The sequence below is a fragment of the Bacillus sp. GW823-FHT06A10 genome, from assembly GCF_058795375.1.
This window is the reverse complement of sequence record NZ_JBXAHT010000002.1, coordinates 756,489-782,451: the sequence shown is the minus strand read 5'-3', so window position 1 is coordinate 782,451 and position 25,963 is coordinate 756,489. Positions and strand designations below refer to the sequence as shown.

Here is a 25,963-nt window from a genome sequence, read left to right as displayed (position 1 = left end):
TTTTTTATAGTGCTTCTATAAATAAGGCAACCCCGATACCGCCACCGACGCATAAAGAGGCAATTCCTTTTTCTAACCCACGTCTTTTTAATTCGTGAATTAAACTTACCGTAATACGAGCCCCTGTACAACCAATTGGATGCCCAAGTCCTACGCCACTACCGTTTACGTTCACTTTTTCACGGTCTAAACCTAACTCTTTCTCTACAGCTAAATATTGAGCCGCGAAAGCTTCATTAATTTCAAGTAAATCTGCATCTTCTAATGACCAATCCACTTTTTCTAAACCTTTACGAATTGCTGGTGCTGGTCCAATACCCATAATTTTCGGGTCTACTCCAGCTACTGAATATCCAACAATTCTAGCTAACGGTTGTAAGCCTTTTTCTTTCGCTTTTTCTTCGCTCATTAATACTAGAACTGCACTTCCGTCATTCAGGCCAGATGCATTACCTGCAGTTACAGACCCATCTTTACGGAATGCTGGTTTTAACCCTGCTAATTTTTCCGCTGTAATATCTGCACGTGGATGCTCATCCTTCGAAAATACTACTTCTTTTCTACGTTCTTTTATTGTAATAGGAACAATTTGATCGTCAAAGTGTCCAGACTCGATTGCCTTCAGTGCCAATGTATGACTGCGAAGAGCAACTTCATCTTGTTCCTCTCTTGTAATTTCATATTGTTCAACTAAATTTTCCGCTGTTTCACCCATCATAATATGGTGAATCGGATCTTCTAACACTTCCCACACCGTATCACGAATTTCTCCGTGCTGTAGACGTTGTCCCCAGCGGTGCTGTTTCAATGCATAAGGGCTCGAACTCATCGCTTCTACTCCACCTGCAACAACAACATCACTTACACCTAATTGGATTTGCATTGCAGCTGACATAATTGCTTGCATACCTGAAGAACATTGACGTTGGATTGTATATCCCGTAACTGTGTCAGGAAATCCTGCCGCTAATGCAGCTGTTCTCGCTGTATTTGCTTCATCAGTTCTTTGAATACAATGACCTAAAATTACTTCATCAACTTCATGTGGTTCTACCCCGCCTCGTTTTACAGCTTCCTGAAGTACAGGAACAGCTAATTCTACTGGCGTTACATTTTTTAGCGCTCCTCCAAAAGTTCCAATTGGCGAACGAACTGCAGCTGTAATAACAACATTATGCATTTTGTACTTGCCCCTCTCTTATGTACCCTAGTAAGTTTTTAGGTGAAATTCCATAAGATGTATATCTATAACTATCATACTATAAACATACTAAAAAATCAAAATATTTAATATAATAAAAATAGAAGGAATTAACCTTCTATTCTGTCAGTGCATATAAAAACTTTTGCAAAATTTTCTCTGTCGTTTCATTCAATTTTGGCAACTTATCTACTGGAAAATATTGAAGTTTCAACCCTTCATGATCGAGCTTTAATTCCCCGCTCACATGATGTGCCTGATACAGATGAATGACATTGAAAATTTCATCGCCATTCGGATAACGGAAATATACTTCTTTTCCTGATAGAACACCAAGAAATTGCATTATTTTTGCAGTTAACCCCGTTTCCTCAAATAACTCTCTACGTGCCGTTTCTTCTGTCGTTTCACCCAGTTCCATCGCCCCGCCAGGTACACCCCAATCATATGTATCTGAACGATATTGAAGCAATACTTCTTGTTTATCATTTAATATAATGATTGCTGATCCTACGAGAATAAGCGGTCTTGTACCAACGACTTTTCGTAACTCTTCAATATACCCCATATGTAAATTCCCCTTTCCCTAACCTCCCTTATCATAACAAAATTTCTCTCTTTTTGTTCATGTAATTTTAAAGAAAAAAAGGAAGCTTTCGCCTCCGTTTTTTCATCTTTATTTCTTAAAACTTTCATATTTTACAGCTTCAAAAGCTTCCTCAATTTCATCATTACGATAATGGACATATGTAAAACGACCCAATTCTACTAATCTTGCTATTTCCTGTAACGCTTTATGCTGCTCATATGTTTCTTTCAGCTTAATATGTACATAAAACTTCATTAAAGGATGTTCATATAAAGGTTCTCCCACCTCTACATATACATCTTCAACCCCTTGTACAACTCTTACATAACTCGCAAATTGATAAAGTGCTTCTCTGTCTGAAATGATTTTTAATGTATACATATATTCTCCCCCTTTCCTTTACTATATCAAAAAGACGACCACACAATGTTATAGAACTATGAAATTTTTTCGACTTGTCATCTATATATTCAATAAAGAAGGCGTTTATCCATACATGACATCTTTTTCCCACATATATTATAGGAAGAACTTTTTTCATTTGAGGTGTTCCTTATGGATCCATACGTCAATATATGTATTTGTATTACTCCCGGTGCCGATATTTCTGATGACCGCATCGCAAAAGATTTAGCTGTTGCAGAATCAATTTGGCACCCCATTACATTTCAAATTCAAGAAGTAATTGTATTAAATGAACTTTTCCGTTTTTTTGACCGTGAAATCAGTTATAAAAATTCCATTCAAAGTCAAGAAAAGTTGGCATCCTTTTTCCAAACATGTGTAAATGAAGCTCCTGAATGCGACCTTTATATTTGTTATATTGGCAGTGATTATTTCAAAGAAACAGCAGTAATTGCCTGCGCTTATTCTTTAGCAAAACAACAGCAACTTACTGGCTATATCGTTTTAACAAATTCGGCTGCCCCTATGAAAAATATATATACGCTCGCTCACGAAATCGGTCATATTTTATTTACAAGACGTATTCATGGAAAACTTACTCATGCAGATCCTCATTCTCCAACCGGCTCGGAGCACCACCCTTCTCCAACAAATCTTATGTATCCGATAGTCCCTCGTCCAGAAAACGTTCATATTCATTCCTTATTAACAACAGAACAAAAAGCGCTCTCTTTACAAAGCTCTTTACTACAAAGAAAAAAACAGTAACCCTCATGTTACTGTTTAAAACAACTTGTTCCAATCAACAAACCAAATTCCGGCTGCTAGAAATAAAAATAGACAACTAAATGTAAATGTAATCCCTCTAAAAATCCCTATATAATATTTCTTTGGAAATAATTTTTTGCATATCCAGAGCAGCCGCTTTTTATTGAATTTCTAGTTCCCAATTTTTCTTTCTTCAATTTTTAAAGACCATCTCATTAATCCATATATACTTCCATACATAAGTAAGATCTTTGCAATTCCCCAAAATACATTTCTTTCTTCTAAGTCTTTAAATAAGAACATAATCGCAAGAGGAACAATTAGTACCACAACACCCATCCAACCAAGAACATATACTTCACCAATAAGAAGTAATAAAAATATAGTTACTGCTAATATATATGTCTGTATTGTCGACAATTGTAAAATTGGTGTCCCATACCATTTATTCATAAATATTAATAACACTAATAATAAAATAGGTATCATCACTACTACATAAATAATTCCAAACTCTACTAATTTACTTTTAAAAGAAGACATTCTAAACGCAACAATCGTTCCAATAATCGTAATGATTAAAACGATAGGATAACCGATTAACTGTACATTCGTTAACGTAAATTGTTGATTCGGATTTCCAAATAAAATATTTGTAAGTAACCAATATCCTCCTATTCCAATTATCATTCCTAAAATAGTCTTTATACTCCCGCTTTTATCCTTCTCCATCTCTTTCGCTAATTCTTCCGCATACTCTTTTGGTGAGTCACCAAATATGTCCCTTACCGTCTTCCCCTTTTTTTCACCTTCTATTAAATGAAGCTCTGCATCTTCTAGAAAGGCGTCCACCTCTTCTTCTTTAATCCCTTTTGTTATTAAATATACTTTCGTATCAATTAAAAACTTTTCTCCTTCTTTAGAAACATTCATTATAACCCCTCCCTTATTTAACCATTTCTCTTCTATTCGTCTTCATCATAATTTCAAGGAAAATTAAAATAAACAAACTTCCATATAAACATATAATTTGAAATAACATTGGCATGAGATCTTCAGATGTAAATGTTTTAAACATTAACATAATAGAAAGCGGAATGATTAAATATAAGTTTTTAAACCATCCTTCAAAATATATATTTATAGCTACTGTTATCATAAAAATCCCACCAGCTACTATATAACTTTGGACTTCGGTGAATGTGAGCATTTTTGTAGGATATATCACATCTAATATCGTAACAGCTCCTAATAAAAACAATGGAGCAATCATAACTAAAGACCACATGGAAAACCATGTTTTTGTAAAGCTTGTGACGAAGGTCATTTTGCGAAGTAGAAAATTAGGACCTATAACAACTAAAATCAATGAAAAACTGTAACCGATACACTGAATAAGTGAAATCTGTAACATTCCATTATTCACTATTAAGATAGAAGCAATAATCCAAAAAGATACGATATTCATTACTGTAAAACCAATTTGCTTCCACGTTTCCTGTCTATCTCTTTCCATCACTTTTACAAGTTCATTTGCATATTCTTTCGGTGAGCTTCCGAAAATATCTTCTACACTCTTCCCCTCACTCTCACCTTCTATTAAATGAAGTTCTGCGTCTTCTAAAAAGTTTTCAATATCACTTTCTTTCACACTCTTTGCCGTCAAAAATAATCTCATATCTAACAAAAACTTTCGTGCTTCACTTGATAACATTATTTTCTCCTTCCCTTCCCTTCAAGTAGACGTTCTACACTACTTTGCATCGCTTCCCAGCGATCCATAAATTCATCAAGTGCTTCCTCGCCTTTTTCTGTTAATGTGTAATATTTTCTCTTTGGACCAGATGGAGATTCCTTCATTACGCTTGTTATTAGTCCTTCTTTTTGCATTCGTATTAATAACGGATAAATACTTCCCTCACTCGCCATTGTAAAACCATACTTTGCTAGCTTCTCACTCATTTCATAACCGTATATTTCGCCTTCAGAAATAATAGCAAGTAAGCATCCTTCTAAGATCCCTTTCAGCATTTGACTTGTCGACATAATTCAAATCCTCCTACTATCTTGTTTTACAAGATAGATAAACGTAAGTATCTTGCTTTACAAAATAGTATAGCAAAGACTATTTTGCAAAACAAGATAGCTAACGATATTTTTTCCAAATGTTTGCAGGATTTTCATTATAACCTCTCTAAATAGAGCACTATGAAAACTTTATTATGAAGGGATGTTTTTCATCATGGTTACAAATCGAGTTGTCTTTTTAACAGGTGCTGCGAGTGGTATTGGATATGAAATGGGAAGTGCTTTTGCAAAAGAAGGTGCAAAAGTTGTGATTACTGATCGTCTTGAAGAACGTGCGAAAGAAGCTGCTGAGCAATTACAAAGTGAAGGTTTTCAAGCTATCGGTTTAAAATGTGACGTTACATCTGAAGAGGAAATTACAGCATCAATTTCTCAAACAGTTAGTCATTTCGGTTCATTAGATATATTAATTAACAACGCAGGAATGCAACACGTTTCACCCATTGAAGACTTTCCAACGGAAAAGTTTGAGCTACTAATTCAAATTATGCAAATTGCTCCGTTTATCGCAATTAAGCATGCCTTTCCGATTATGAAACAACAAAAATATGGTCGTATTATTAATGTCGCTTCTATTAACGGCCTTGTCGGGTTTGCTGGAAAAGCTGCCTACAATAGTGCAAAACATGGCGTAATTGGATTAACAAAAGTTGCCGCTTTAGAAGGTGCTACGCATGGTATTACTGTTAATGCCCTTTGCCCTGGTTATGTCGATACCCCTCTTGTACGTAATCAACTACAAGACTTAGCTACTACACGAAATGTACCACTTGAAAATGTTTTAGAAGATGTTATTTATCCACTCGTCCCACAAAAGCGCTTATTACAAGTACAAGAAATCGCTGATTATGCTATGTTTTTAGCGAGTGAAAAAGCTAAAGGTATTACTGGTCAAGCTGTCGTTATCGATGGTGGCTATACTGCTCAATAAAAAATAAAGTTTGCTCAAGAAGAGCAAACTTTATTTTTTATTGCGAGGATCTTCGTACTTTAGTAATTGCCGCGGGAGCTTCTCAATTGCAACAATTACCCCCTCTAATTTACTTTCAATACGGTGGAGTAAATATAATGTTACAACAATTGGAAACCCTACATTACCTATCATCTTGATCCACTCTTCCATCCTCTTCTCCTCCTTTCATTATATAAGTAAGAGAAAACAATGCATTTAGGCATAAAAAAACAAGCTATTATGTATTAGCCTGTTTTTCAAATAATGATGCAATTTCTCGTTTATAATCCCCGCTTATAATACCTTTCTCAGTAATAATTCCTGTAATTAATTCGTTCGGTGTTACGTCAAATGCAGGGTTATAAACATTCGTTCCAATTGGTGCTACTTGTTTTCCAAAGATTTTCGTAACTTCTGTTTCATCTCTTTCTTCAATAATTATTTCGGCTCCAGTTTCTTTCGTAACATCAAATGTTGACAGTGGCGCAGCAACATAAAATGGGATATCAAAGTGCTTTGCTAAAATAGCTAAATTCATTGTCCCTATTTTATTTGCCGTATCTCCATTTGCGACAATTCGATCCGCCCCTACAATAATTGCATTTATTTCTTTCGTTTGAATAGCATGAGCTGCAGTATTATCTGTAATAAGGGTCACATCAATATTTGCTTGCTTCAATTCCCAGGTCGTTAAGCGACCACCTTGTAAAACTGGTCTCGTTTCACACGCATATACATGTAGACGCACACCTTTCTCTTTTCCAATATAAAAGGGAGCTAATGCAGTTCCATATCTGGCAGTTGCGATACTTCCAGCGTTACAGATTGTTAAAATATTATCGCCATCTTTAAAACATGTTAACGCATATTCCCCAATATTTCGGCACACCTCTTCATCTTCCTGCTGAATGCGAAGCGCTTCTTCTTCTAATGTTTTTTGTGCTTCTTTTATTGTAGTAATCTCTCGAATAGATTCTCTCATACGATCAATTGCCCAAAATAAATTTACTGCTGTCGGGCGTGACGTTCCTAAATAATTACAATCTCTATTAAACTTCTTTTGAAATTCTTCAATATGTACAGTGTTATATTTTTTTGATGCAAGCGCCAAGCCAAATGCAGCTACAATTCCAATTGCAGGCGCTCCTCGTACTTCTAACATTACGATACTTTTCCAAACCTCTTCAATAGTCGTCAATGTTTTGTATTCTGTGCTATGCGGCAATTTCGTTTGATTTAATACCGCAATTGCATCACCTTTCCAGCTTACAGATCTCGGAACAGTAACAATTGTACTCACGCTTTTACGCCCCCTGAAACTGTCTGTTGAAATAATGTTCGAAACAGTTGAATATCAGCACTTTTAGATTCATATTTTATTAGTTCTTTACCTAAGGATAGCGCTTGTTTCTTAGCTTGAATTCTTGTTTCTTTATTTTCTATTTCATCTAAATCTGCTACATGAGCTAAACCAATTGTTCTACGAATCAGTTCACATCCGGCAAATCCAACTGCATCAGTAAAGATATTTTGCAAAATAATTGGTAACCATTGTTTTTCTTTCGTATATGCTTCTACACCTTCTCCAATCCATAATTTTGTAAAATTTTCTACAAAATAACTCCACGTCTTTTCTATATGGAAAAATAGTACACTTCTTTTTTCTTCTTCTCTAGATAAAGCATTTAGTAATAGATTTGCAATAAATTGACCTATGTCAAATCCAAATGGGCCATATGTCGCAAATTCTGGATCAATCACTTTCGTTTCAGAAGGTGACGAAAAAATACTACCAGTATGTAAATCACCATGAATAAGAGTTTCTTTTCTTGTTAAGAACTTATATTTATATTGTGCTACTTTTAGTTTTAAAGTTTTATCACTCCAAAGTTCATCAACCACTAGCTGTAAATCTGGCTCATAATCATTTGTATCATAATGTCCAAACGGATCTGTAAACACTAATTCCTCTGTAATTTTACAAAGGTCCGGATTTACAAAGGTACCTTCTAGTACCCTCTTCTCTTCTGACTGTAAACCAAAATCTGAAGTGTAAAATAAAACATGTGCTAGAAAACGGCCGATATGCTGGGATAAAAGCGGATATTCTTCTCCGTCTATTAATCCTTTTCTTGTAATTGTTAGTCTTGATAAGTCTTCTATTACCGTTATCGCTAACTCTTCATCATGACTGTACACTACTGGAACATAATCCGGTACATACTGTGCAAAAATTTGTAATGCCTTGCTTTCAATCGTTGCTCTTTTTATAGACAATGGCCAGCTTTCACCAACTACTTTCGCATAAGGCAGTGCTTGTTTTATTATAATTGATTTCTCTCCATCATCTAATTTGAACACGTAATTTAAGTTTCCGTCTCCAATTTCATGACAAACGACATTTGCCTTTGCTTCAAAATAGCCATGATCTTTCGCATATTGTACAGCTGTTATTTCTGTTAATGAATAATATCCCATCGTCTTCTCCCCCTTTTTAAATTCAGAGGTTTTTCTAACATAGAAAAACCTCTTTCCACTAAGAAAGAGGTTTGAAGTTTATCTTCTCCCCTCTTATCTGCCAGAAAGTTTTACTTTCTGCTGGAATTAGCACCGTGCCTTTTGGCGTAATAAACGCCCCATTTCACAATGGTATTACGGTCGGTTGCTGGGCTTCATCGGGCCAAATCCCTCCACCTGCTCTTGATAAGAGTTGTATAATTTTTTGAATTTTTAACTTTATGTTGAAGACTATACCAAGAATAAAAATCACTTGTCAACATTTTATTTGTATAATTCTGGACGGCGATCCGCAAAAACTGGAATTCCTTTACGTACTTCTTTAATTTTCTCGAATTCAAGCTCTCCAAATAAAATTGATTCCTCTTCATTCGCCTCTACTACAACTTCACCCCAAGGGTCCACAATTAAAGAATGACCCGCAAATACATTATTTGGATCCTTTCCCGCTCTATTACATGCAACAACATAACACTGATTTTCAACTGCTCTTGCTTGCAATAGCAAACGCCAATGTGCTAAACGAACTAATGGCCATTCAGCTACAACAAATAATACTTTTGCCCCTTTAGCAGTATGGACACGCATCCACTCTGGAAAACGAATATCATAACAAATTGTTCCAGCGCATTCAACATCATCCAGCTTAAATTCGCCCGTACCATTACCGGCTATTAAATATTTATGTTCATCCATAAGCTGAAATAAATGTACTTTACTATATTCGTTGACTAGCTGTCCTTCATTATTTACAACATACATCGTATTTGTAACGCCTTGCTCTGTTTGCTTTGCTATAGAACCACCAACAATATGTACATCATATTGCTTCGCCCATTCTATTAACTTTTCTTTCGTTTCCACTCCATCCCTATCTGCAATTTCAGAAAGTCTCGTTAAATCATATCCTGTTGTCCATAGTTCTGGTAAGACGATAACATCTGGCCTTTCCTTCATAGCTTCGCTTATTTTATTTTTAGCATTCTCAATATTTTTTTCTACATCTCCAAAAACAATATCCATTTGAATACATGCGACTTTCATTTTTTCAGCCCCATTCTTATTTTTTTCTTTACAAAATACTGGAAAGATTATATCATTTGTCACTAGAATTGTAACAACTTTCAAAAGAGGTGGAAAGTATGAAATTATTTCAACCTTCTGAGATAGTAACATCATTGCCAACACAATTTTTCGCTTCACTTGTTGCAAAAGTTAACAAAGTCGTTGCAGCTGGTCACGATGTTATTAATCTAGGTCAAGGTAATCCAGATCAACCAACACCGCAGCATATCGTAAAAGCTTTACAAGATGCTGCCGAAAAGACCATTCATCATAAATATCCGCCATTTCGCGGACATGAAAGCTTAAAGGAAGCCGTGACTACATTCTATAAACGTGAATACGGCGTCGAATTAAACCCAAAAACTGAAGTTGCTATTTTGTTTGGTGGGAAGGCTGGACTAGTAGAATTACCAATTTGTTTTACAAATCCTGGTGATACAATTCTCGTTCCGGATCCAGGCTATCCAGATTATTTATCTGGGGTTGCCTTAGCAAAGGCACACTTTGAAACCATGCCGCTTATTGCAGAAAATCATTTTTTACCGGATTATAAAAAAATTGACGACTCTATCGCTGAACGGGCAAAGTTAATGTTTTTAAACTATCCAAATAACCCTACAGGTGCTACTGCATCAAAAGATTTTTTTGATACAACCATTCATTTTGCTAATAAACATAATATATTAGTTGTTCACGATTTCGCTTACGGTGCTATCGGATTTGATGGTCAAAAACCTGTTAGTTTCTTGCAAGCAGATGGTTCGAAAGATATAGGAATTGAAATTTACACGTTATCAAAAACTTTCAATATGGCTGGCTGGCGTATTGCTTTTGCAGTTGGAAATGAAAGTGTCATCGAAACCATTAACCTATTGCAAGATCATATGTATGTTAGTATTTTTGGTGCAATTCAAGATGCTGCTCGCGAAGCACTATTAAGTTCACAGTCTTGTGTAGTAGATCTTGTAAATAGTTACGAATCTCGGAGAAACGCTCTTATTTCAGCTTGTCACTCAATTGGTTGGAATGTAGACATTCCAACCGGATCATTCTTTGCATGGCTTCCTGTACCAGAAGGTTATACATCCGAGCAATTTTCTGATATTTTACTAGAAAAAGCACACGTTGCAGTTGCTCCTGGTGTTGGATTTGGTGAACATGGCGAAGGGTATGTCCGTGTTGGTCTCTTGCATACAGAAGATAGATTACGAGAAGCCATTAATCGAATTGATAAATTAAATTTTTTCAAAAAGTAATTGACAACATGAAAAATATCTGACAAAATTCAGTTATCTTAAAAATTTAAACATTTCTAAATACTTCTTATCAAGAGCAGGTGGAGGGACGAGCCCGACGAAACCCGGCAACCGATCTACAATCGTAGACACGGTGCTAATTCTCGCAGCATTATGCTGACAGATAAGGAGCTGGTTGTAAAAAAACCTCTCCTTAGCTGAGAGGTTTTTTTATTTAACTAGGAGGTTATAACAATGAGCGGAATTATAGCGACGTATTTAATCCATGATGATTCACATAACTTAGAAAAAAAAGCTGAGCAAATTGCTCTTGGTTTAACAATTGGCTCTTGGACTCATTTGCCACAATTATTGCAAGAACAATTAAAGCAACATAAAGGCAACGTCATTCATATTGAGGAATTAGCTGAACATGAACATACGAATTCGTATTTACGTAAAAAAGTAGAACGCGGAATTATTAAAATCGAATATCCGTTATTAAACTTCAGTCCAGATTTACCAGCAATTTTAACTACTACATTTGGAAAGCTATCCCTTGATGGCGAAGTAAAATTAATTGACTTAACTTTTTCAGAAGAATTGAAAGAACATTTTCCTGGTCCAAAATTCGGGATAGATGGGATTCGAAACCTTTTACAAGTGCATGATCGTCCCCTTTTAATGAGTATTTTTAAAGGAATGATTGGACGAAATATTGGGTATTTAAAAACGCAATTACGTGATCAAGCAAGTGGTGGTGTAGATATAGTAAAAGATGATGAAATATTATTTGAAAATGCATTAACACCACTTACGAAACGCATTGTATCTGGAAAAGAAGTTTTACAATCCGTATATGAAACATACGGACATAAAACGTTATATGCCGTAAATTTAACAGGACGAACTTTTGATTTAAAAGAAAATGCGAAACGTGCAGTGCAAGCTGGAGCTGATATTCTATTATTTAACGTATTTGCTTACGGACTAGATGTACTGCAATCACTTGCAGAAGATGATGAAATCCCAGTTCCTATTATGGCACACCCTGCTGTAAGTGGTGCTTATTCAGCATCTAAGTTATATGGAATTTCATCTCCATTATTACTCGGAAAGCTACTACGCTATGCTGGGGCTGACTTTTCATTATTCCCATCTCCATACGGAAGTGTTGCGCTAGAAAAAGAGGAAGCTCTTGCTATCTCAAAATATTTAACTGAAGACGATGCATTTTTCAAGAAGAGCTTTTCTGTTCCATCTGCTGGTATTCACCCTGGTTTCGTTCCCTTTATTGTACGAGATTTCGGTAAAGATGTTGTTATTAATGCTGGCGGCGGGATACATGGACATCCAAATGGAGCGCAAGGCGGTGGTAAAGCTTTCCGTACTGCAATTGATGCTACTTTGCAAAATAAACCACTCCATGAAGTAGATGACATAAATTTGCATAGTGCACTACAAATATGGGGAAATCCCTCTCATGAGGTGAAATTATGAGTATTCAAGTATTTTGTGATTTCGATGGCACGATTACAAATAATGATAACATTATGTCCATTATGGAAAAATTCGCACCACCAGAAGCTGAAGAAGTAAAGAATAGAATTTTATCACAAGAGCTATCTATTCAAGAAGGTGTTTCTCAATTATTTCGATTAATACCTACTCATCTGCACGATGAAATTATTCAATTTTTAATAGAAACTGCTGAAATTCGTAATGGTTTTCATGAATTTATACAATTTGTAAATGAAAATAACATTTCTTTTTACGTTATATCAGGTGGAATGGATTTCTTCGTCTATCCACTCTTACAAGGACTCATTCCAAAAGAGCAAATTTACTGTAATGAAACAGATTTTTCAAATGAATACATTACGGTGAATTGGCCTCATCCTTGTGATCATCATTGTCAAAATCATTGCGGATTATGTAAATCATCACTCATCCGTAAATTGAGTGATACGAATGACTTCCATATTGTGATTGGAGATTCAATTACTGATTTACAAGCTGCGAAACAAGCAGATAAAGTATTTGCTCGTGACTTCCTTATTACAAAGTGTGAAGAGAATTATATTGCTTATACACCGTTTGAAACATTCCATGATATTCAAAATGAATTAAAACATTTGTTGGAGGTGAAATCATGAAACAACTTTTTCGTCAATGGTATGACTTAAGCGAGATAAAAAAAGAATTAACAACTCGAAATTGGTTCCCAGCAACAAGTGGTAATATTTCTATAAAAGTTAGTCATGAGCCACTTACTTTTCTCATTACAGCAAGCGGTAAAGATAAAACAAAAACCACTCCAGATGATTTTCTATTAGTAGATCATGTAGGAGTTCCCGTTTTAGAGACTGAATTACGCCCTTCAGCAGAAACAATATTGCATACACATATTTATAACAATACGAATGCCGGGTGCGTACTTCATGTTCATACAACTGATAATAATGTCATCACAAATTTATATAGTGATGCAGTTACCCTTCAAAATCAAGAAATTATTAAAGCTCTCGATATTTGGGAAGAAGGGGCAACAATTCACATTCCTATTATCGAAAACCATGCCCATATCCCAACGCTTGGAGAAAACTTCCGAAAGCATATACAAGGTGATTCGGGAGCGGTATTAATCCGTAACCACGGTATTACCGTATGGGGCCGAGATAGCTTTGATGCAAAGAAGAGATTAGAAGCTTATGAGTTTTTATTCCAATTTCATATAAAACTATTATCAATTCAAGGAGGCGTTTCTAATGGCGCAAATTCGTATTCATGAAGTAAATACTCGTATTGAAAATGAAGTGGAAGTATCTAAATTTCTACAAGAGGAAGGCGTTTTATATGAGAAATGGAATATTTCTAAACTTCCTACTCATTTAAATGAAAATTATTCTTTAACAGATGAAAACAAAGCTGAAATATTAGCTGTTTTTTCAAAAGAAATCGCTGATGTTTCAGCACGTCGAGGTTATAAAGCACATGATGTAATTTCACTTTCAAATAGCACACCTAACCTTGACGAATTATTAATTAATTTCCAAAAAGAACATCATCATACAGACGACGAAGTCCGCTTTATCGTCAGTGGTCATGGCATTTTCGCTATTGAAGGCAAAGATGGGAAATTCTTTGATGTTGAACTTGAGCCAGGCGATCTAATATCTGTTCCAGAAAATGCAAGACATTATTTTACCTTGCAAGATGATCGTCAAGTTGTAGCTATTCGTATTTTTGTAACAACTGAAGGCTGGGTTCCAATCTATTAAGGTAGTTAGTTGAATAAAAGGACTTGGATCCCCTTTTCCAAACTTTTATTCACTCTACATATATACATCCTCCTATGGAACAGGCTTATTTCACTTTTGAAATAAGCCTGATTTTTTATTTACTCAAAAGTACCATTTCATCACAAATTTAACGCCTTGATTTTTCAAGTGTATTTTTTGAACATTTATTGAACATTTATTGAAATCTTTCTGAAAATTCTGTTTTAAATGTGATATACTACAATTAACTAAGAAGGAAAATAATATCGCAAACAGAGGGGGATAATCATGAGCTTACTTATCGCACTTATACTTGGAGTTACATGTGGAGCATTTCCTGTTATTTTAGGAGCTATTATGGAAGAGTTAGAAATTGGTGTTTTAGGATTTGTCGCATCTTGTGTAAGCGCTTTATTATTTGGTTTATTCGGCGCTATTCCTGTTTCAATTCTGTGTGCTTTTTATATAATACGCCATGCTCGTACAAAACAATTTGGTCCTAATCACATCGCACAAATTATCCCATTCCCGGTTGAACGATGTCGCCGCGCTTCTAACTTATAATGACTAAATAAATAAAAGTCCTCAAATGAGGACTTTTATTTATTTTCTTCTAGAAATTGAAACAATTCTTGTAGATGTAGGGCATCTTCACCATAGCTAACAGATACATGAAATATACCGTCAATCTCAGCTTGCATATAAAGATCCACTCCATCACGATCATATTTCAATGCCAAATAAAACTCCATTTCTTCTAACATCTTTTTAGAGGTTCGAATTACATAATGCCCCTTCTCATCTCTTCCATATTCAAAGTCTGGTTCAAAATCATATTTTTGTTTAAAAGCTTCTTTTTGTTTTTCATTAATTTGCATACAAGTAGCTCGCTGTACAGTATCAATCATCTCATCAAACTTTTGAAGGTCCACCTCGTTTACCCCCTTATATATTTTTTATATAATACTTGTGTTCCACTATTTTCTTCGCCATCCTTAATTAACTCTTCATACAATTCTTTCGCCAAACTTAAGCCTGGGACTGGTAATTGTAATTTCTCTGCTTCCTCTAAAGCAATTTTCATATCTTTCATAAAATGCTTTACATAAAATCCTGGCTCAAAGTCTCCTTTTAACATTCGAGGAGCTAAATTACTTAATGACCAACTACCTGCTGCCCCTGTTGAAATACTCTCTAACACTTTATCTGGATTCAATCCAGCCTTCTTCGCGTAAGCAACAGCCTCACATACTCCAATCATATTGGAAGCAATCGCAATTTGATTGCACATTTTTGTATGTTGTCCACTCCCAGCTGGTCCTTGTAATTGAATGTTTGTTCCTAACTTTTCAAGTAAAGGTAAGCATCTATCATATATTTCTTTCTCTCCACCTACCATAATTGCGAGTTTTGCTTCTTTCGCGCCAACATCTCCTCCTGAGACAGGTGCATCTAACGTATATATATTTTTGCTTTTTGCAACTTCATTAATACGTTTTGCTAAAGTAGGTGTAGATGTCGTAAAGTCAATTGCTATCGTACCTTCTTTTGCATGTTCTATAATTCCTTCTATACCAAAATACACTTCTTCTACATCATGTGGATATCCAACCATTGTCATTACAATATCAACTTGCTTCACTAACTCTTTTGGCGTATCACACCATTGTGCACCATCTTGCACTAAAGAATCTGTTTTTGCTTTCGTTCTATTATATACATATACTTTATGACCATCTTGCATTAAGTGATAAACCATACTTTTTCCCATTACGCCAATACCAATGAAACCTATTGATAAAGTTTTATGTTCCATTTTCTCATCCCCTTTGTTCTAATAAATCATTTACCATCTTTCGGAACTCTTTATTAAAGTCATCATCCATACTATTTTTTACATTTGAAAATAACATAACAAAAATTCCTTTTTCTTTATTAAAATTATTGAAAGTGTTCCAACCAGATAATACACCATGATTATGAAAATAATCTGGATATATATAAAAACTAAATGCATATTTCCGTTCTGCTGAAGGCGAAAACATTGCTTGTATACTTTGTTCAGAAAGAAGTTTTCCATTTATAATTGCTTCGTCTAACTTCTTCATATCTCCAACTGTCGTATACATCTCACCACAACCATATAGCCAATCCATGCCTAACTTCTGCGCTGGTACAAGCTCTTGATTTTTTTTCACATAACCCTTTGTAAAATTTTTATCTCCAGGTACCATATTTCCCATACCGGATTCATGCATATCTGCTTTTACAAATATGTTTTCTTTTATGTAATCTCCTAAAGGTTTTTTCGAGATATGTTCTATTATATAAGCAAGAACCATATAATTATAATCTGTATATCTCCAACCTGTTCCTGCAGGAAATTCTAAATTTTGACGTCCAATCCAATTAATTAACTGTAAACGGGAAGCAGCATTCACATTTCCTTTCGCATGTTCAGGTAAACCAGAGGTATGGGTTAATAAATGATATAGCGTAATATTTTTATTCTCCGGAAATGAAGGAATATATTTATTTACATTATCTTGAATATTCAATTTACCTTGTTCTTGCAACTGTAAAATAGATGTGGCAACAACTGTTTTCGTAATAGAACCAATACGATATTTTGTTTGAGGCGTATTTTCTATTTTATTTTGAACATCAGCATACCCATATCCTTTATTCAATATAACACGCTCTTTATCTGTTACCAAAACTGTTCCATTAAATTGCTTTCCGACTAAATATTGATCTAATTTTTGAGATATGCTAGCATAATCAATTTGTTGCTCTTCTTTTTCTTCTATATTCCCTTGTACTTCTGATTCAATAGTAGGATTCACTTTAGTTGTTAATACAGTGTTTTCCTTTATATTGGGGCTAACAAGAAAATAGTATACTCCGCCGCCAACTATAGCAGACAGTGAAGCCATCACCATTACTTTTTTTATCATATTGATCCTCCATAATTCCTTCGCTAAAAATTGTCCCCCTATTCTATTATCAAACAATAAAAAAAAATCGCAACAATTTGTTGCGAAAAATTACATTTTTTCTTTTCTATACACACATACTTGATTCTTCCCATTTTTTTTCGCTTCATATAATGCAATGTCCGCTCGTTGCATTAATTCTTCTCTTGTAGTTCCTTGTTCATATAACGCAACTCCAAAGCTAGCTGTTAGCTTCGAAATTCCAGTGAATTGCTTTGTTTCAATGAAGAATCGTAATGACTCCGCAACTTGAAATGCTTCCTTTTCTACTGTATTTGTCACTAATATAATGAATTCTTCTCCTCCCCATCTTGCAAATACATGTTGTTGCTCCACTTTAGATTTCATAAGCTCTGCAAGTTGTATTAATGCCAAATCACCAAAATCATGACCATATGTGTCATTAACCGTTTTAAAATTATCTATATCAAATAAAATGATAGCTATTTTCTCATCACTACGTATTACCTTTTCCCACTCTACCTCTAGTATTTGTTGAAACTTTAAACGATTATAAATCTCTGTCAATGAATCTACCATAGCAAGTCTTTCTTGCTCTTGATAGATTTCATCTAATTCTGTAATTTCCGTGCACTTTACAATAAATCTTGATAAATCTTCTGGCAATGGTGTCGCACGTAATAAAAAAGTGGATACTACCCCTTCATAATTTAGCATCTTAATTCTTCTACCACTTGATAAAGTATCGTCTAACCATGTTATATCATGCGTCGTCGAATAGTATCCACTTTCTCTAATAAAATGTTCAGCAAATACTAAATGTTGCTCACGATAGGCAAACAGATTTTCATATCCAAAAAAAGCTAAAAAATTTGTATTACAATCAACAATCTCATCATCTTCTACTATAAATAATAGATCATTTTGAAAATCAAACATCGTTTGAAGCAATTCCTGCTGCAAACCGACTTGCCTTACTAAAGAAAGTTGATACAAACTCTTATTCACTTCCTCTAACACTGCTTGCGGAGTTACAGGAGCTATTACAATATTACGTATTCCTAATGCAAGTACATCTGTGAATTCTTTTGTTATTTGTTGATCCCAAATGACAATGAATGTACTGTGCGGAGTATACATATTCTTTATATATTTTATTTGAGAATAATCTGTTACATACGTAATGATAATGTGTGGTTTCGTTCTTTGAAATAATAGTTCGCCCTCTTCAAAACTATTTGCTATAAACATACATTTTGGATGGATATTTTCTACCGTTTGTTGATGCTTACATCCATTTTCTATATAAAGGACATTTAACTGCAGATCTTGTAACACATTTTGGAAAACCGTATTCTCTAATAAAAAATGTAGTATGTTCATCACTAGTCTTCACTCACTTCATATATCTTGTTCTACTGAATTCCTCACAAACTTTTTTAAAAGACTGTTCTCCAATAAACTTTAATTTGTGAGAGATACATATTAACAAGCTAATTGAGAATGTTATCTTCGCTTTTCACTCTATAAATTCCTTTTTTAGTGTATGATTGTAGGAATTGTATCGTTTGTATGAATGCCCTAGCTTATTTTTAAAACTTGACAATTAAAATAAAGATATTATATTCTTAAATTCGATAACTTACAAAATGTAAGTAGTGTATATTATTTTTTTGAAAATAATTCGATATACAATTTGGAGGATATACAATGACAAACGACAACTTTTTTAACGTTCTATATGAACGCACATCTACACGTGCATTCAACCCAAATAAAGAAATCTCATCTACAGAATTACATGAGATTTTAAAAGCCGCAGCACAAGCACCTTCCGCTTGGAACTTGCAACACTGGAAATTCCTCGTTTTTCAAGGTGAAGATGTACAAAAACGATTACACCCAATAGCTTATAACCAACAACAAATTCTTGATGCTTCTGCAGTAGTCGCTATTTTAGGTGATTTAGAAGCTTATAAAAATGTTGAGCCAGTATATGGTCCAATTGTAGAACAAGGATTTATGAAAGAAGAAGCAAAAGAACGCTTAGCTAAAAATATTGAATCTGCATATGCTCGTGAACAATTCCCAAGAGATGCTGCCTTTTCAAATGCATCTTTAGCAGCAATGCAACTTATGCTTGCAGCTAAAGCAACTGGTTGGGATACTTGTGCTATTGGTGGCTTCAATCCACAAGCACTGACAGACGAATTTAACGTTTCATCTCGTTACGTTCCAATTATGCTTATTACAATTGGTGAATCAACTTTAAAAGGCCACCCTGCACCTCGTATGAGCGTAGAGCAAGTGAGTGAGTGGGCAAAATAATAAAAAACGAAGGTAACTACATTGCCTTCGTTTTTTTATTTCCTGTCATACTTTTGTAATATTACTACAAATCATTCGACATTTATACTTATGGAAAAGTATATTCTATTCCCTTATCATAAATAAACTTGACGTTTTGTGTCGAATTTTGTTTAGGTGTTGAAATATACCCGTGTATTTTTGTTACAATTATGATACAATGATAACAAATAGATAACAAGAGAGGGATTTTCATTGAGTTCATACGGAAGCTTTATCGCACTTTTATGTTACATAGTAACTGTACTGCTTCTATATTTTATTGGTGATGCCGCAAACATCTCCATTTTACAATTCCCAAAAGAAGAAGCATTCCAATTAGAATCAGAAAAACATACTGCACGATCCATTGTACCACTACTCCTAGCTCTTCCTGTATATATCATCGTTTTATATAAAAGTAAAAAAGTGTAAAGGCTACCTATTTCATTTATTTCGGCGGTTTTTACATTTTTTGTTATATTTCCCCTATTTTAAACATCATTCCATACTAAACACCCAGCTAGTCATTTAAAATGAGAAAATCCCCTAGAAAAAATTCCACTCTCTGTCCAGTCACTCACTACCGAACTTACATAGATTATAAGTGTGAAGGGGGTGATGAGGATTATGTTTGGATCATTTGGATGCTGTGATAACTTTAGAGACTGTCATCATCATGAAAGAGAGTGCAGACATCATGAGAAAGAGAAAGAGAGAGAAGTAGTTAGACCACAACAACCAGCTGTATGTAACGTACTTGCTAGCATTTCAGTTGGAACAGAACTTTCTCTTTTAAGCATTAGAGGTAATGGCACTTTCAACAATGTAATTTTTGAAGGTTTCGCTAACGGTGTTGCTCTTTTCTCTGCTTTAGCTCGTAATAACAAAGACGACAAAGATAACAATAAAGACGATAAGAACAATCAAAATCGAAATACTTTTACTGGTATTTTACGTGTATGCCCAACTGATATCGTTGCTATCGCTATCTAATTCCGTTCCTTATCCTCTATAGTAAGAAAATAAGATTTATTTTTCTCATAGAAAAAACCTGAGACCGATTTCAAATCGACTCAGGTTTTTTTATTGGTTATATGCTTTTAACTAGTTCAACAACTTCTTCAGCAGTTGACATCATTAATGCTTTTTCTGCTAATGTTTCCATTTCTGCTTTTGACAACTTGCTTAGTTGTGTTCTTGCAGGAAGAATAGATGTTGCACTCATACTGAACTCATCTAAACCTAATCCTAATAATAATGGGATAGCAAGTGAATCGCCTGCCATCTCACCACACATACCAGCCCATTTGCCTTCTTTATGAGCAGCATCGATAACCATTTTTACAAGACGTAAAATAGATGGGTTATATGGTTGGTATAAGTATGATACTTGTTCGTTCATACGGTCTGCAGCCATTGTGTATTGGATTAAATCATTTGTTCCGATAGAGAAGAAGTCAACTTCTTTCGCGAATTGATCTGCTAATACAGCTGAAGCTGGGATTTCAACCATCATACCAACTTCAATAGAATCAGAAACAGTTGTACCCGCTTCTACAAGTTTCGCTTTCTCTTCTAATAAAATTGCTTTTGCTTGACGGAACTCATCAAGAGTTGCAATCATTGGGAACATAATTTTTAAGTTACCGTATACGCTAGCACGAAGTAATGCACGAAGTTGTGTACGGAACACATCTTGCTCATCAAGACATAAGCGAATTGCACGGTATCCTAAGAATGGGTTCATTTCTTTTGGTAAATGTAAGTATGGAAGCTCTTTATCTCCACCGATGTCAAGTGTACGAACAACGACTGGTTGACCTTCTTTTACACCTTCAAGAACTGCTTTATACGCTTCGAACTGCTCTTCTTCTGTTGGAAGATTGTCACGACCCATATATAAGAATTCTGTACGGTATAAGCCAACGCCTTCTCCGCCATTATCGATAATACCTTGTACATCATTTGGTGTTCCGATATTTGCAACAAGCTCAACGTGATGTCCATCACTTGTTACAGTAGCTTGGTCTTTTAATTTTGCCCATTCAGTTTTTTGCTCTTCAAATTTCGCTTTCTTTTCTTCAAACGAACGAAGAGTTTCTTCTGATGGGTTTACAATTACTTCTCCATCTAAACCGTCAATGATAACGATATCGCCGTTTTGGATTTTCTCCATAACAACTTTCGTACCAACAACAGCTGGAATTTCCATAGAACGAGCCATAATTGCAGAGTGAGATGTACGTCCACCGATATCAGTAGTGAAACCTTTTGCATACTTACGGTTTAACTGAGCTGTATCAGATGGTGTTAAATCTTCAGCAATAATGATTACCTCTTCAGAAATTGTACCAGGATTTGAGAAGTTAATTCCTAGTAAATGTGCAAGAACGCGTTTTGTTACGTCACGAATGTCCGCAGCACGTTCTTTCATATATTCATTATCCATGTTTTCAAACATAGAAATAAACATTGATGCAACTTCATCCATTGCAAATTCAGCATTTACTTTTTCGCTATTTACTTTATCTTTTACTGGGTTTACTAGTTCTGGATCATTTAACACTAATAAATGTGCTTCAAAGATCGCAGCTTTGTCAGCACCTAGCTCAGCAAATGCGTGGTCCTTAATAGCTTCTAATTCAGTTTTTGCTTTCTCAAGCGCAGCGTCTAAGCGTGCAATTTCTGCAGCTTCGTTTGTAATTGATTTCTTTTCGATGTTAAATTCAGGATTTTCAAGTCTGAAAGCCTTTGCAATAGCAATCCCACTTGATGCAGCGATCCCTTGAATGTTAAGAGTCATTATTCTCCTAATCCTTCGTTTTTCATAGTTTCTTCGATAGCTGCTAGTGCTTGAGCTGCATCATCACCATTTGCAGTGATTTTAATTTCTGCGTTTTGTTGAATGCCTAAAGACATAACGCCCATGATTGATTTTAAGTTAACGTTCTTTCCGTTATACTCTAAGTTAATGTCAGAACCGAATTTGCTTGCAGTGTTTACAAGTAGAGTTGCTGGACGAGCATGAATTCCTGAGTCGCTAGTTACTTTAAAGATTTTTTCCATGATTATTTATCTCCTTTAAATTACAGTTTTTTTTAGTTGTATAGACGTGAGTACTACATCATCTATTGTATATAATAGGCGATGTTCGGTCAACCACATCGCCTATTATAATTATAAACATTTTGCGTCAAATTCCTACTGAATGTCAATAATAGCGGTTTCGCCCTTCTTAACATTTCCATCTTTTTTCAATTCGACTTGTTGCCCTTGTTGTAAGTTTGTAAATACAATTGGTGTAATGATAGATGGTGCATTTTCTTTTACAAATGCAAGATCTACTTTTAATAATGGTTGGCCTTGCTTCACTTTATCACCTTGTGCTACAAGTGCCTCGAATCCTTCACCATTTAATTTTACAGTATCAATACCAAAGTGGATTAAAATTTCTTTTCCGCCTTCAGATTGAATACCAATCGCATGTTTTGTAGGGAATACATTGACAATTTCACCGTTAACTGGAGAAACTACTGTTCCTTCAGTTGGCTCAATTGCAAATCCGTCTCCCATCATTTTTCCTGAGAATACTTGGTCAGGTACTTCTGTAATTGGTAAGATTTTCCCTTCGATTGGTGATACAATTGTTTCATTTTCATCAACTTTTTGAGGAGTTTCTTCCACTTTTACAGGTTCTTCTTTTTCAACATGAGGTGTACGACCTGACATTATATCATGAATTTGTGATTTTAACGTGTCAGATTTCGGTCCGAAAATAGCTTGAATGTTATTTCCAACTTCCAGTACACCAGCTGCTCCAAGTTCTTTTAAGCGGTCTTTGTTTACATTCTTTTGTTCGTTAACTTGAACACGTAAACGAGTAATACAAGCATCTAAAGAAGCAATGTTTTCTTTACCACCAAGTGCTACTAATACTTCACGAGGAAGTTCGCCTGCTTCTGTTTTTCCTGCACCGTCATTCGCATTTGCCTCTTCACGACCAGGTGTTTTTAGATTCCATTTACGGATTGCAAAGCGGAATCCGAAGTAGTAAATAACTGCTAGTACAAGACCAACAATAATTACCCACCACCATGCTGTACGGCCTGGTAATACACCGAATAATAGGAAGTCAATTAAACCACCAGAGAATGTCATACCAATTTTAACACCTAAAATTTGCATTGTCATAAATGATAGACCAGCAAATACAGCGTGAATTCCGAATAATACTGGCGCTACGAATAAGAATGAAAATTCAAGTGGCTCTGTAATACCTGTTAAGAAAGATGTTAATGCTGCAGAACCTAAAATACCTGCTGCTAATTTTTTATTTTCTGGACGTGCTTCATGGTACATTGCTAAAGCTGCTGCTGGAAGACCGAACATCATGAACGGATACTTACCAGTTGTAAATGTACCTGCTGTTAATTCTACACCGTCTTTTAACTGTGCCATAAAGATTTTTTGGTCACCACGGATTAATTCGCCAGCTGCATTTGTATACTGACCGAATTCGAACCAGAACGGTGAATAGAAAATGTGATGTAGTCCAAATGGAATTAATGAACGTTCAATTAAACCGAATATAAATGCTGCGATTGTTCTATTTGCATCAATCATTTGATGTGAGAACGTGTTTAAGCCACCTTGAATGTATGGCCAAACGAAGCACATGATAATACCTACGATTAAAGAGAATGTTGCAGTTGCGATCGGTACGAAACGCTTACCTGCAAAGAAACCTAAGTATGATGGTAATTCAATGTTGAAGTATTTATTATAGCAATATGCCGCTACTATACCGACGATAATACCACCAAATACCCCTGTTTGTAGCGTTGGAATACCTAATACGTTTGCATACGCTGGATCTGCAAATCCAATTTTTACTGGGTCTGCTCCAGAACTTGTTACTTTCACTAGCTTATCTACTTCTAAGAACACACTCATCGTTTTGTTCATAATTAAGTAGCCGACGAATGCTGCTAAACCAGCTACTCCATCTCCACCAGCTAAACCAATTGCTACCCCAACTGCGAATAATAATGCAAGGTTAGCGAAAATAATATCACCAGATTGTTCCATAATTTTTGCAACCATTACGAACCAATCTGCTTTTAAAGCAGGAATAACATTTGTTAACTGTGGATTTTGAAATGCATTACCAAATCCAAGTAAAATACCTGCTGCCGGTAAAATCGCTACTGGAAGCATTAACGCCTTTCCGACTTTTTGAAGAACACCAAAGATCTTCTTAAACATGGAAACCCTTCCTCTCTTATCTATATTGATACCTTCCGACAAACGCCAAAAAGACATGAGGAAAAAAAGATAGAACGATAGCTATACAAAGGGTAGTATATCCCTTTCTCTAGCTTACATTCCTTACTTTTCTCCACTCATGCCTGATCGAATCAGTAACACGTGTCAAAAATAGGTTTACGTATAAGTTCACTATAATTAAGGCAAACGTTTTCGTTACTCACCTTAATGTGTTTGTCGAAATTTGTATAACTTTGCAATAGTTATTATACATAACTATTGTAAGCGATTCAATCATTTTTTTTAACGTTTTCATTTTAGACAAAAATATATGACTTATTACACATGCTCTGCCTTGACTAAGCGTTGCAAGTGCATCGTTAAATAAATACTTTCAGCTTCATATACAGGTAGTTGCAACTCTTTTTGCATGACTTTAACTAGCTTCCAAGCTACGTTATAGCAAACTGGATACTCCGCCTTTAATAAATCAGCAAAACTTTGCGATTCTTCTACTTTTTCTCCTTTTTTCACCCTCTCAATAGCATATTGAAGATGACGAATAAGGCGTAAATAATGAATGCTCTCTTGATCTAATGTAATTTCTAAGTTTGTCTCAATTAAAGATACAAGTTGTGCAATGAGACGGGAGTTTTGATTAACTGAAGATAAATCAGAATTTGTAAGCGAACTGTAAATGTGAAGTGCAATAAAACCAATTTCTCCTTCTGGCAATGTAATTTGCAAACGAGAATTTAAAAGTTCTACAACACCTTCCGCAATTTCATATTCCTCTGGATAGAGCATTTTTGTTTCAACTAAAAAAGGATTATCAATTGTAAGTCCTTGTTTTAACCTTTTAATTGCAAATGAAATATGATCTGTTAACGCAATATGAATATGTTCATTTAGTGGAGATTTCGCTTTTTCTTGAATGTACAGCATAATATCGTTCATCAATTCAATTAATTTTTCACTAACATGCGGCACTAATAATTTATATTGTTCACGATCACGTTCATTTTTTAAGACAAACATTTTTTCGATTTGTTCTTGCTCCAATACATCTTTCGCTTTTTTCCCAAATCCAATTCCTTTACCAATCACTACTACTTCCTCGTGTTCAGGATGGCTAGCAATGATGACATTATTATTTAAAACTTTTTTAATTTCTAGATAATTATTCATATAACACCACCCTCGTACTTAAATAGCCTACTTTTATGTTACAGAATATTCTTCTTTGTCGTCAATGTAAAACATCTGCCATTTAATAAAAATTCATTTTTTA

Annotated in this window: 29 protein-coding genes, 1 pseudogene and 2 riboswitches; of the genes and pseudogenes, 11 read left to right on the top strand and 19 right to left on the bottom strand. The window is 35.0% G+C overall.

Features of this window, described 5'->3' with window-relative positions:
- Nucleotides 1-4: 4 nt before the first annotated feature.
- The 3 genes from AC1Q8M_RS18975 to AC1Q8M_RS18965 all read right to left on the bottom strand — a co-directional run bounded on the left by AC1Q8M_RS18975 (nucleotide 5) and on the right by AC1Q8M_RS18965 (nucleotide 2,171).
- Nucleotides 5-1,180 carry an acetyl-CoA C-acetyltransferase gene (locus tag AC1Q8M_RS18975; protein ID WP_000552075.1) on the bottom strand — a complete coding sequence of 392 codons (1,176 nt, stop codon included), beginning with the start codon at nucleotides 1,178-1,180 and terminating at the stop codon, nucleotides 5-7.
- Nucleotides 1,181-1,319: 139 nt separating this feature from the next.
- Nucleotides 1,320-1,769 carry an NUDIX hydrolase gene (locus AC1Q8M_RS18970; RefSeq protein WP_002005651.1) on the bottom strand — a complete coding sequence of 150 codons (450 nt, stop codon included), beginning with the start codon at nucleotides 1,767-1,769 and terminating at the stop codon, nucleotides 1,320-1,322.
- 108 nt (nucleotides 1,770-1,877) lie between these two features.
- Entirely contained in the window at nucleotides 1,878-2,171 is a 294-nt protein-coding gene (locus AC1Q8M_RS18965) for a DUF3928 family protein (protein WP_098855707.1), read from the bottom strand.
- Between the two features lie 174 nt (nucleotides 2,172-2,345).
- Between AC1Q8M_RS18965 and AC1Q8M_RS18960 the strand changes: the two genes are divergently transcribed.
- Nucleotides 2,346-2,963, top strand: a complete 618-nt coding sequence (locus tag AC1Q8M_RS18960) for an ImmA/IrrE family metallo-endopeptidase (protein ID WP_000371606.1) — start codon at nucleotides 2,346-2,348, stop codon at nucleotides 2,961-2,963.
- A 15-nt stretch (nucleotides 2,964-2,978) separates the two neighbouring features.
- Here the strand turns inward: AC1Q8M_RS18960 and AC1Q8M_RS18955 are convergent.
- The 4 genes and pseudogenes from AC1Q8M_RS18955 to AC1Q8M_RS18940 all read right to left on the bottom strand — a co-directional run.
- A pseudogene (locus AC1Q8M_RS18955) lies at nucleotides 2,979-3,122 on the bottom strand (DNA-binding protein); the annotation flags it as partial.
- Nucleotides 3,123-3,134: 12 nt separating this feature from the next.
- Nucleotides 3,135-3,896, bottom strand: a complete 762-nt coding sequence (locus AC1Q8M_RS18950; protein ID WP_001103075.1) for a DUF1129 domain-containing protein — start codon at nucleotides 3,894-3,896, stop codon at nucleotides 3,135-3,137.
- 13 nt (nucleotides 3,897-3,909) lie between these two features.
- The gene (locus tag AC1Q8M_RS18945; RefSeq protein WP_000952892.1) at nucleotides 3,910-4,677 is read right to left on the bottom strand and encodes a DUF1129 domain-containing protein; all 768 of its coding nucleotides are present in this window, start codon (nucleotides 4,675-4,677) and stop codon (nucleotides 3,910-3,912) included.
- Nucleotides 4,677-5,009: a PadR family transcriptional regulator gene (locus AC1Q8M_RS18940; protein WP_000107977.1), complete on the bottom strand. Its 333-nt coding sequence runs from the start codon at nucleotides 5,007-5,009 to the stop codon at nucleotides 4,677-4,679. The genes AC1Q8M_RS18945 and AC1Q8M_RS18940 overlap by 1 nt, the downstream gene beginning before the upstream one ends.
- Nucleotides 5,010-5,205: 196 nt before the next feature.
- Between AC1Q8M_RS18940 and AC1Q8M_RS18935 the strand changes: the two genes are divergently transcribed.
- On the top strand, nucleotides 5,206-5,982 hold the full coding sequence (locus AC1Q8M_RS18935; RefSeq protein ID WP_000258450.1) for a 3-hydroxybutyrate dehydrogenase: 777 nt from the start codon (nucleotides 5,206-5,208) through the stop codon (nucleotides 5,980-5,982).
- Between the two features lie 30 nt (nucleotides 5,983-6,012).
- On the opposite strand, the gene AC1Q8M_RS18930 is transcribed toward AC1Q8M_RS18935, so the two are convergent.
- The 4 genes from AC1Q8M_RS18930 to AC1Q8M_RS18915 form a co-directional block, all read right to left on the bottom strand.
- Nucleotides 6,013-6,174, bottom strand: a complete 162-nt coding sequence (locus AC1Q8M_RS18930) for a YvrJ family protein (RefSeq protein ID WP_000393338.1) — start codon at nucleotides 6,172-6,174, stop codon at nucleotides 6,013-6,015.
- Between the two features lie 67 nt (nucleotides 6,175-6,241).
- Nucleotides 6,242-7,303, bottom strand: coding sequence for an S-methyl-5-thioribose-1-phosphate isomerase (mtnA, locus tag AC1Q8M_RS18925; protein ID WP_000104616.1), 1,062 nt, complete (start codon nucleotides 7,301-7,303; stop codon nucleotides 6,242-6,244).
- A complete protein-coding gene (gene mtnK / locus AC1Q8M_RS18920) occupies nucleotides 7,300-8,481 on the bottom strand; it encodes an S-methyl-5-thioribose kinase (protein ID WP_000542679.1) in 1,182 nt (393 codons plus the stop codon). Before mtnK ends, mtnA begins: the two co-directional genes overlap by 4 nt.
- A gap of 90 nt (nucleotides 8,482-8,571) precedes the next feature.
- A riboswitch (SAM riboswitch) is annotated at nucleotides 8,572-8,713 on the bottom strand.
- A gap of 71 nt (nucleotides 8,714-8,784) precedes the next feature.
- Entirely contained in the window at nucleotides 8,785-9,648 is an 864-nt protein-coding gene (locus tag AC1Q8M_RS18915; RefSeq protein WP_016512349.1) for a carbon-nitrogen family hydrolase, read from the bottom strand.
- A 14-nt stretch (nucleotides 9,649-9,662) separates the two neighbouring features.
- On the opposite strand from AC1Q8M_RS18915, the gene AC1Q8M_RS18910 reads away from it, so the two are divergent.
- The 6 genes from AC1Q8M_RS18910 (at nucleotide 9,663) to AC1Q8M_RS18885 (ending at nucleotide 14,665) form a co-directional block, all read left to right on the top strand.
- The gene (locus AC1Q8M_RS18910; RefSeq protein WP_072940328.1) at nucleotides 9,663-10,841 is read left to right on the top strand and encodes a pyridoxal phosphate-dependent aminotransferase; all 1,179 of its coding nucleotides are present in this window, start codon (nucleotides 9,663-9,665) and stop codon (nucleotides 10,839-10,841) included.
- Between the two features lie 64 nt (nucleotides 10,842-10,905).
- Nucleotides 10,906-11,011, top strand: a riboswitch (SAM riboswitch).
- A 64-nt stretch (nucleotides 11,012-11,075) separates the two neighbouring features.
- Complete coding sequence (gene mtnW / locus AC1Q8M_RS18905; protein WP_061659899.1) at nucleotides 11,076-12,320, top strand: 2,3-diketo-5-methylthiopentyl-1-phosphate enolase; 1,245 nt, start codon at nucleotides 11,076-11,078, stop codon at nucleotides 12,318-12,320.
- A complete protein-coding gene (gene mtnX / locus AC1Q8M_RS18900; protein WP_000027487.1) occupies nucleotides 12,317-12,976 on the top strand; it encodes a 2-hydroxy-3-keto-5-methylthiopentenyl-1-phosphate phosphatase in 660 nt (219 codons plus the stop codon). The genes mtnW and mtnX overlap by 4 nt, the downstream gene beginning before the upstream one ends.
- Entirely contained in the window at nucleotides 12,973-13,611 is a 639-nt protein-coding gene (locus tag AC1Q8M_RS18895) for a methylthioribulose 1-phosphate dehydratase (RefSeq protein WP_000811341.1), read from the top strand. Before mtnX ends, AC1Q8M_RS18895 begins: the two co-directional genes overlap by 4 nt.
- A complete protein-coding gene (locus tag AC1Q8M_RS18890) occupies nucleotides 13,589-14,101 on the top strand; it encodes a 1,2-dihydroxy-3-keto-5-methylthiopentene dioxygenase (RefSeq protein ID WP_000057317.1) in 513 nt (170 codons plus the stop codon). The genes AC1Q8M_RS18895 and AC1Q8M_RS18890 overlap by 23 nt, the downstream gene beginning before the upstream one ends.
- Before the next feature lie 288 nt (nucleotides 14,102-14,389).
- Nucleotides 14,390-14,665, top strand: a complete 276-nt coding sequence (locus AC1Q8M_RS18885) for a hypothetical protein (protein ID WP_000054659.1) — start codon at nucleotides 14,390-14,392, stop codon at nucleotides 14,663-14,665.
- Between the two features lie 35 nt (nucleotides 14,666-14,700).
- On the opposite strand, the gene AC1Q8M_RS18880 is transcribed toward AC1Q8M_RS18885, so the two are convergent.
- The 4 genes from AC1Q8M_RS18880 to AC1Q8M_RS18865 all read right to left on the bottom strand — a co-directional run bounded on the left by AC1Q8M_RS18880 (nucleotide 14,701) and on the right by AC1Q8M_RS18865 (nucleotide 18,441).
- Nucleotides 14,701-15,033, bottom strand: a complete 333-nt coding sequence (locus AC1Q8M_RS18880) for a DUF3909 family protein (RefSeq protein WP_000365617.1) — start codon at nucleotides 15,031-15,033, stop codon at nucleotides 14,701-14,703.
- 5 nt (nucleotides 15,034-15,038) lie between these two features.
- Nucleotides 15,039-15,917, bottom strand: coding sequence for an NAD(P)-dependent oxidoreductase (locus AC1Q8M_RS18875; RefSeq protein WP_000400437.1), 879 nt, complete (start codon nucleotides 15,915-15,917; stop codon nucleotides 15,039-15,041).
- 4 nt (nucleotides 15,918-15,921) lie between these two features.
- The gene (locus AC1Q8M_RS18870) at nucleotides 15,922-17,058 is read right to left on the bottom strand and encodes a serine hydrolase (RefSeq protein WP_000592902.1); all 1,137 of its coding nucleotides are present in this window, start codon (nucleotides 17,056-17,058) and stop codon (nucleotides 15,922-15,924) included.
- Nucleotides 17,059-17,148: 90 nt separating this feature from the next.
- A complete protein-coding gene (locus AC1Q8M_RS18865) occupies nucleotides 17,149-18,441 on the bottom strand; it encodes a GGDEF domain-containing protein (protein WP_001023187.1) in 1,293 nt (430 codons plus the stop codon).
- Nucleotides 18,442-18,768: 327 nt separating this feature from the next.
- Between AC1Q8M_RS18865 and AC1Q8M_RS18860 the strand changes: the two genes are divergently transcribed.
- The 3 genes from AC1Q8M_RS18860 to AC1Q8M_RS18850 all read left to right on the top strand — a co-directional run bounded on the left by AC1Q8M_RS18860 (nucleotide 18,769) and on the right by AC1Q8M_RS18850 (nucleotide 20,400).
- Complete coding sequence (locus AC1Q8M_RS18860) at nucleotides 18,769-19,386, top strand: nitroreductase family protein (RefSeq protein ID WP_000180387.1); 618 nt, start codon at nucleotides 18,769-18,771, stop codon at nucleotides 19,384-19,386.
- A gap of 234 nt (nucleotides 19,387-19,620) precedes the next feature.
- Entirely contained in the window at nucleotides 19,621-19,839 is a 219-nt protein-coding gene (locus AC1Q8M_RS18855; protein ID WP_000100485.1) for a hypothetical protein, read from the top strand.
- A 195-nt stretch (nucleotides 19,840-20,034) separates the two neighbouring features.
- Nucleotides 20,035-20,400 (top strand): DUF3915 domain-containing protein, encoded by a 366-nt coding sequence (locus AC1Q8M_RS18850; RefSeq protein ID WP_000468017.1) that lies wholly within the window; start codon nucleotides 20,035-20,037, stop codon nucleotides 20,398-20,400.
- A 97-nt stretch (nucleotides 20,401-20,497) separates the two neighbouring features.
- On the opposite strand, the gene ptsP is transcribed toward AC1Q8M_RS18850, so the two are convergent.
- The 4 genes from ptsP to glcT form a co-directional block, all read right to left on the bottom strand.
- Nucleotides 20,498-22,210: a phosphoenolpyruvate--protein phosphotransferase gene (gene ptsP, locus AC1Q8M_RS18845; RefSeq protein WP_000174216.1), complete on the bottom strand. Its 1,713-nt coding sequence runs from the start codon at nucleotides 22,208-22,210 to the stop codon at nucleotides 20,498-20,500.
- Nucleotides 22,210-22,473: a phosphocarrier protein HPr gene (gene ptsH / locus AC1Q8M_RS18840; protein ID WP_000411080.1), complete on the bottom strand. Its 264-nt coding sequence runs from the start codon at nucleotides 22,471-22,473 to the stop codon at nucleotides 22,210-22,212. The genes ptsP and ptsH overlap by 1 nt, the downstream gene beginning before the upstream one ends.
- Nucleotides 22,474-22,608: 135 nt before the next feature.
- Nucleotides 22,609-24,672, bottom strand: a complete 2,064-nt coding sequence (gene ptsG, locus AC1Q8M_RS18835) for a PTS glucose transporter subunit IIABC (protein WP_061659903.1) — start codon at nucleotides 24,670-24,672, stop codon at nucleotides 22,609-22,611.
- Between the two features lie 339 nt (nucleotides 24,673-25,011).
- The gene (gene glcT, locus AC1Q8M_RS18830) at nucleotides 25,012-25,860 is read right to left on the bottom strand and encodes a glucose PTS transporter transcription antiterminator GlcT (protein WP_001067322.1); all 849 of its coding nucleotides are present in this window, start codon (nucleotides 25,858-25,860) and stop codon (nucleotides 25,012-25,014) included.
- Between the last annotated feature and the right edge of the window lie 103 nt (nucleotides 25,861-25,963).

What these genes read in the sequence shown, in the direction of transcription:
- AC1Q8M_RS18975 (WP_000552075.1), bottom strand. Translation starts at nt 1,180, where the DNA reads ATGCATAATGTTGTTATTACAGCTGCAGTTCGTTCGCCAATTGGAACT.
- AC1Q8M_RS18970 (WP_002005651.1), bottom strand. Translation starts at nt 1,769, where the DNA reads ATGGGGTATATTGAAGAGTTACGAAAAGTCGTTGGTACAAGACCGCTT.
- AC1Q8M_RS18965 (WP_098855707.1), bottom strand. Translation starts at nt 2,171, where the DNA reads ATGTATACATTAAAAATCATTTCAGACAGAGAAGCACTTTATCAATTT.
- AC1Q8M_RS18960 (WP_000371606.1), top strand. Translation starts at nt 2,346, where the DNA reads ATGGATCCATACGTCAATATATGTATTTGTATTACTCCCGGTGCCGAT.
- AC1Q8M_RS18950 (WP_001103075.1), bottom strand. Translation starts at nt 3,896, where the DNA reads ATGAATGTTTCTAAAGAAGGAGAAAAGTTTTTAATTGATACGAAAGTA.
- AC1Q8M_RS18945 (WP_000952892.1), bottom strand. Translation starts at nt 4,677, where the DNA reads ATGTTATCAAGTGAAGCACGAAAGTTTTTGTTAGATATGAGATTATTT.
- AC1Q8M_RS18940 (WP_000107977.1), bottom strand. Translation starts at nt 5,009, where the DNA reads ATGTCGACAAGTCAAATGCTGAAAGGGATCTTAGAAGGATGCTTACTT.
- AC1Q8M_RS18935 (WP_000258450.1), top strand. Translation starts at nt 5,206, where the DNA reads ATGGTTACAAATCGAGTTGTCTTTTTAACAGGTGCTGCGAGTGGTATT.
- AC1Q8M_RS18930 (WP_000393338.1), bottom strand. Translation starts at nt 6,174, where the DNA reads ATGGAAGAGTGGATCAAGATGATAGGTAATGTAGGGTTTCCAATTGTT.
- mtnK (WP_000542679.1), bottom strand. Translation starts at nt 8,481, where the DNA reads ATGGGATATTATTCATTAACAGAAATAACAGCTGTACAATATGCGAAA.
- AC1Q8M_RS18910 (WP_072940328.1), top strand. Translation starts at nt 9,663, where the DNA reads ATGAAATTATTTCAACCTTCTGAGATAGTAACATCATTGCCAACACAA.
- mtnW (WP_061659899.1), top strand. Translation starts at nt 11,076, where the DNA reads ATGAGCGGAATTATAGCGACGTATTTAATCCATGATGATTCACATAAC.
- mtnX (WP_000027487.1), top strand. Translation starts at nt 12,317, where the DNA reads ATGAGTATTCAAGTATTTTGTGATTTCGATGGCACGATTACAAATAAT.
- AC1Q8M_RS18895 (WP_000811341.1), top strand. Translation starts at nt 12,973, where the DNA reads ATGAAACAACTTTTTCGTCAATGGTATGACTTAAGCGAGATAAAAAAA.
- AC1Q8M_RS18890 (WP_000057317.1), top strand. Translation starts at nt 13,589, where the DNA reads ATGGCGCAAATTCGTATTCATGAAGTAAATACTCGTATTGAAAATGAA.
- AC1Q8M_RS18885 (WP_000054659.1), top strand. Translation starts at nt 14,390, where the DNA reads ATGAGCTTACTTATCGCACTTATACTTGGAGTTACATGTGGAGCATTT.
- AC1Q8M_RS18875 (WP_000400437.1), bottom strand. Translation starts at nt 15,917, where the DNA reads ATGGAACATAAAACTTTATCAATAGGTTTCATTGGTATTGGCGTAATG.
- AC1Q8M_RS18870 (WP_000592902.1), bottom strand. Translation starts at nt 17,058, where the DNA reads ATGATAAAAAAAGTAATGGTGATGGCTTCACTGTCTGCTATAGTTGGC.
- AC1Q8M_RS18865 (WP_001023187.1), bottom strand. Translation starts at nt 18,441, where the DNA reads ATGAACATACTACATTTTTTATTAGAGAATACGGTTTTCCAAAATGTG.
- AC1Q8M_RS18860 (WP_000180387.1), top strand. Translation starts at nt 18,769, where the DNA reads ATGACAAACGACAACTTTTTTAACGTTCTATATGAACGCACATCTACA.
- AC1Q8M_RS18850 (WP_000468017.1), top strand. Translation starts at nt 20,035, where the DNA reads ATGTTTGGATCATTTGGATGCTGTGATAACTTTAGAGACTGTCATCAT.
- ptsP (WP_000174216.1), bottom strand. Translation starts at nt 22,210, where the DNA reads ATGACTCTTAACATTCAAGGGATCGCTGCATCAAGTGGGATTGCTATT.
- ptsH (WP_000411080.1), bottom strand. Translation starts at nt 22,473, where the DNA reads ATGGAAAAAATCTTTAAAGTAACTAGCGACTCAGGAATTCATGCTCGT.
- ptsG (WP_061659903.1), bottom strand. Translation starts at nt 24,672, where the DNA reads ATGTTTAAGAAGATCTTTGGTGTTCTTCAAAAAGTCGGAAAGGCGTTA.
- glcT (WP_001067322.1), bottom strand. Translation starts at nt 25,860, where the DNA reads ATGAATAATTATCTAGAAATTAAAAAAGTTTTAAATAATAATGTCATC.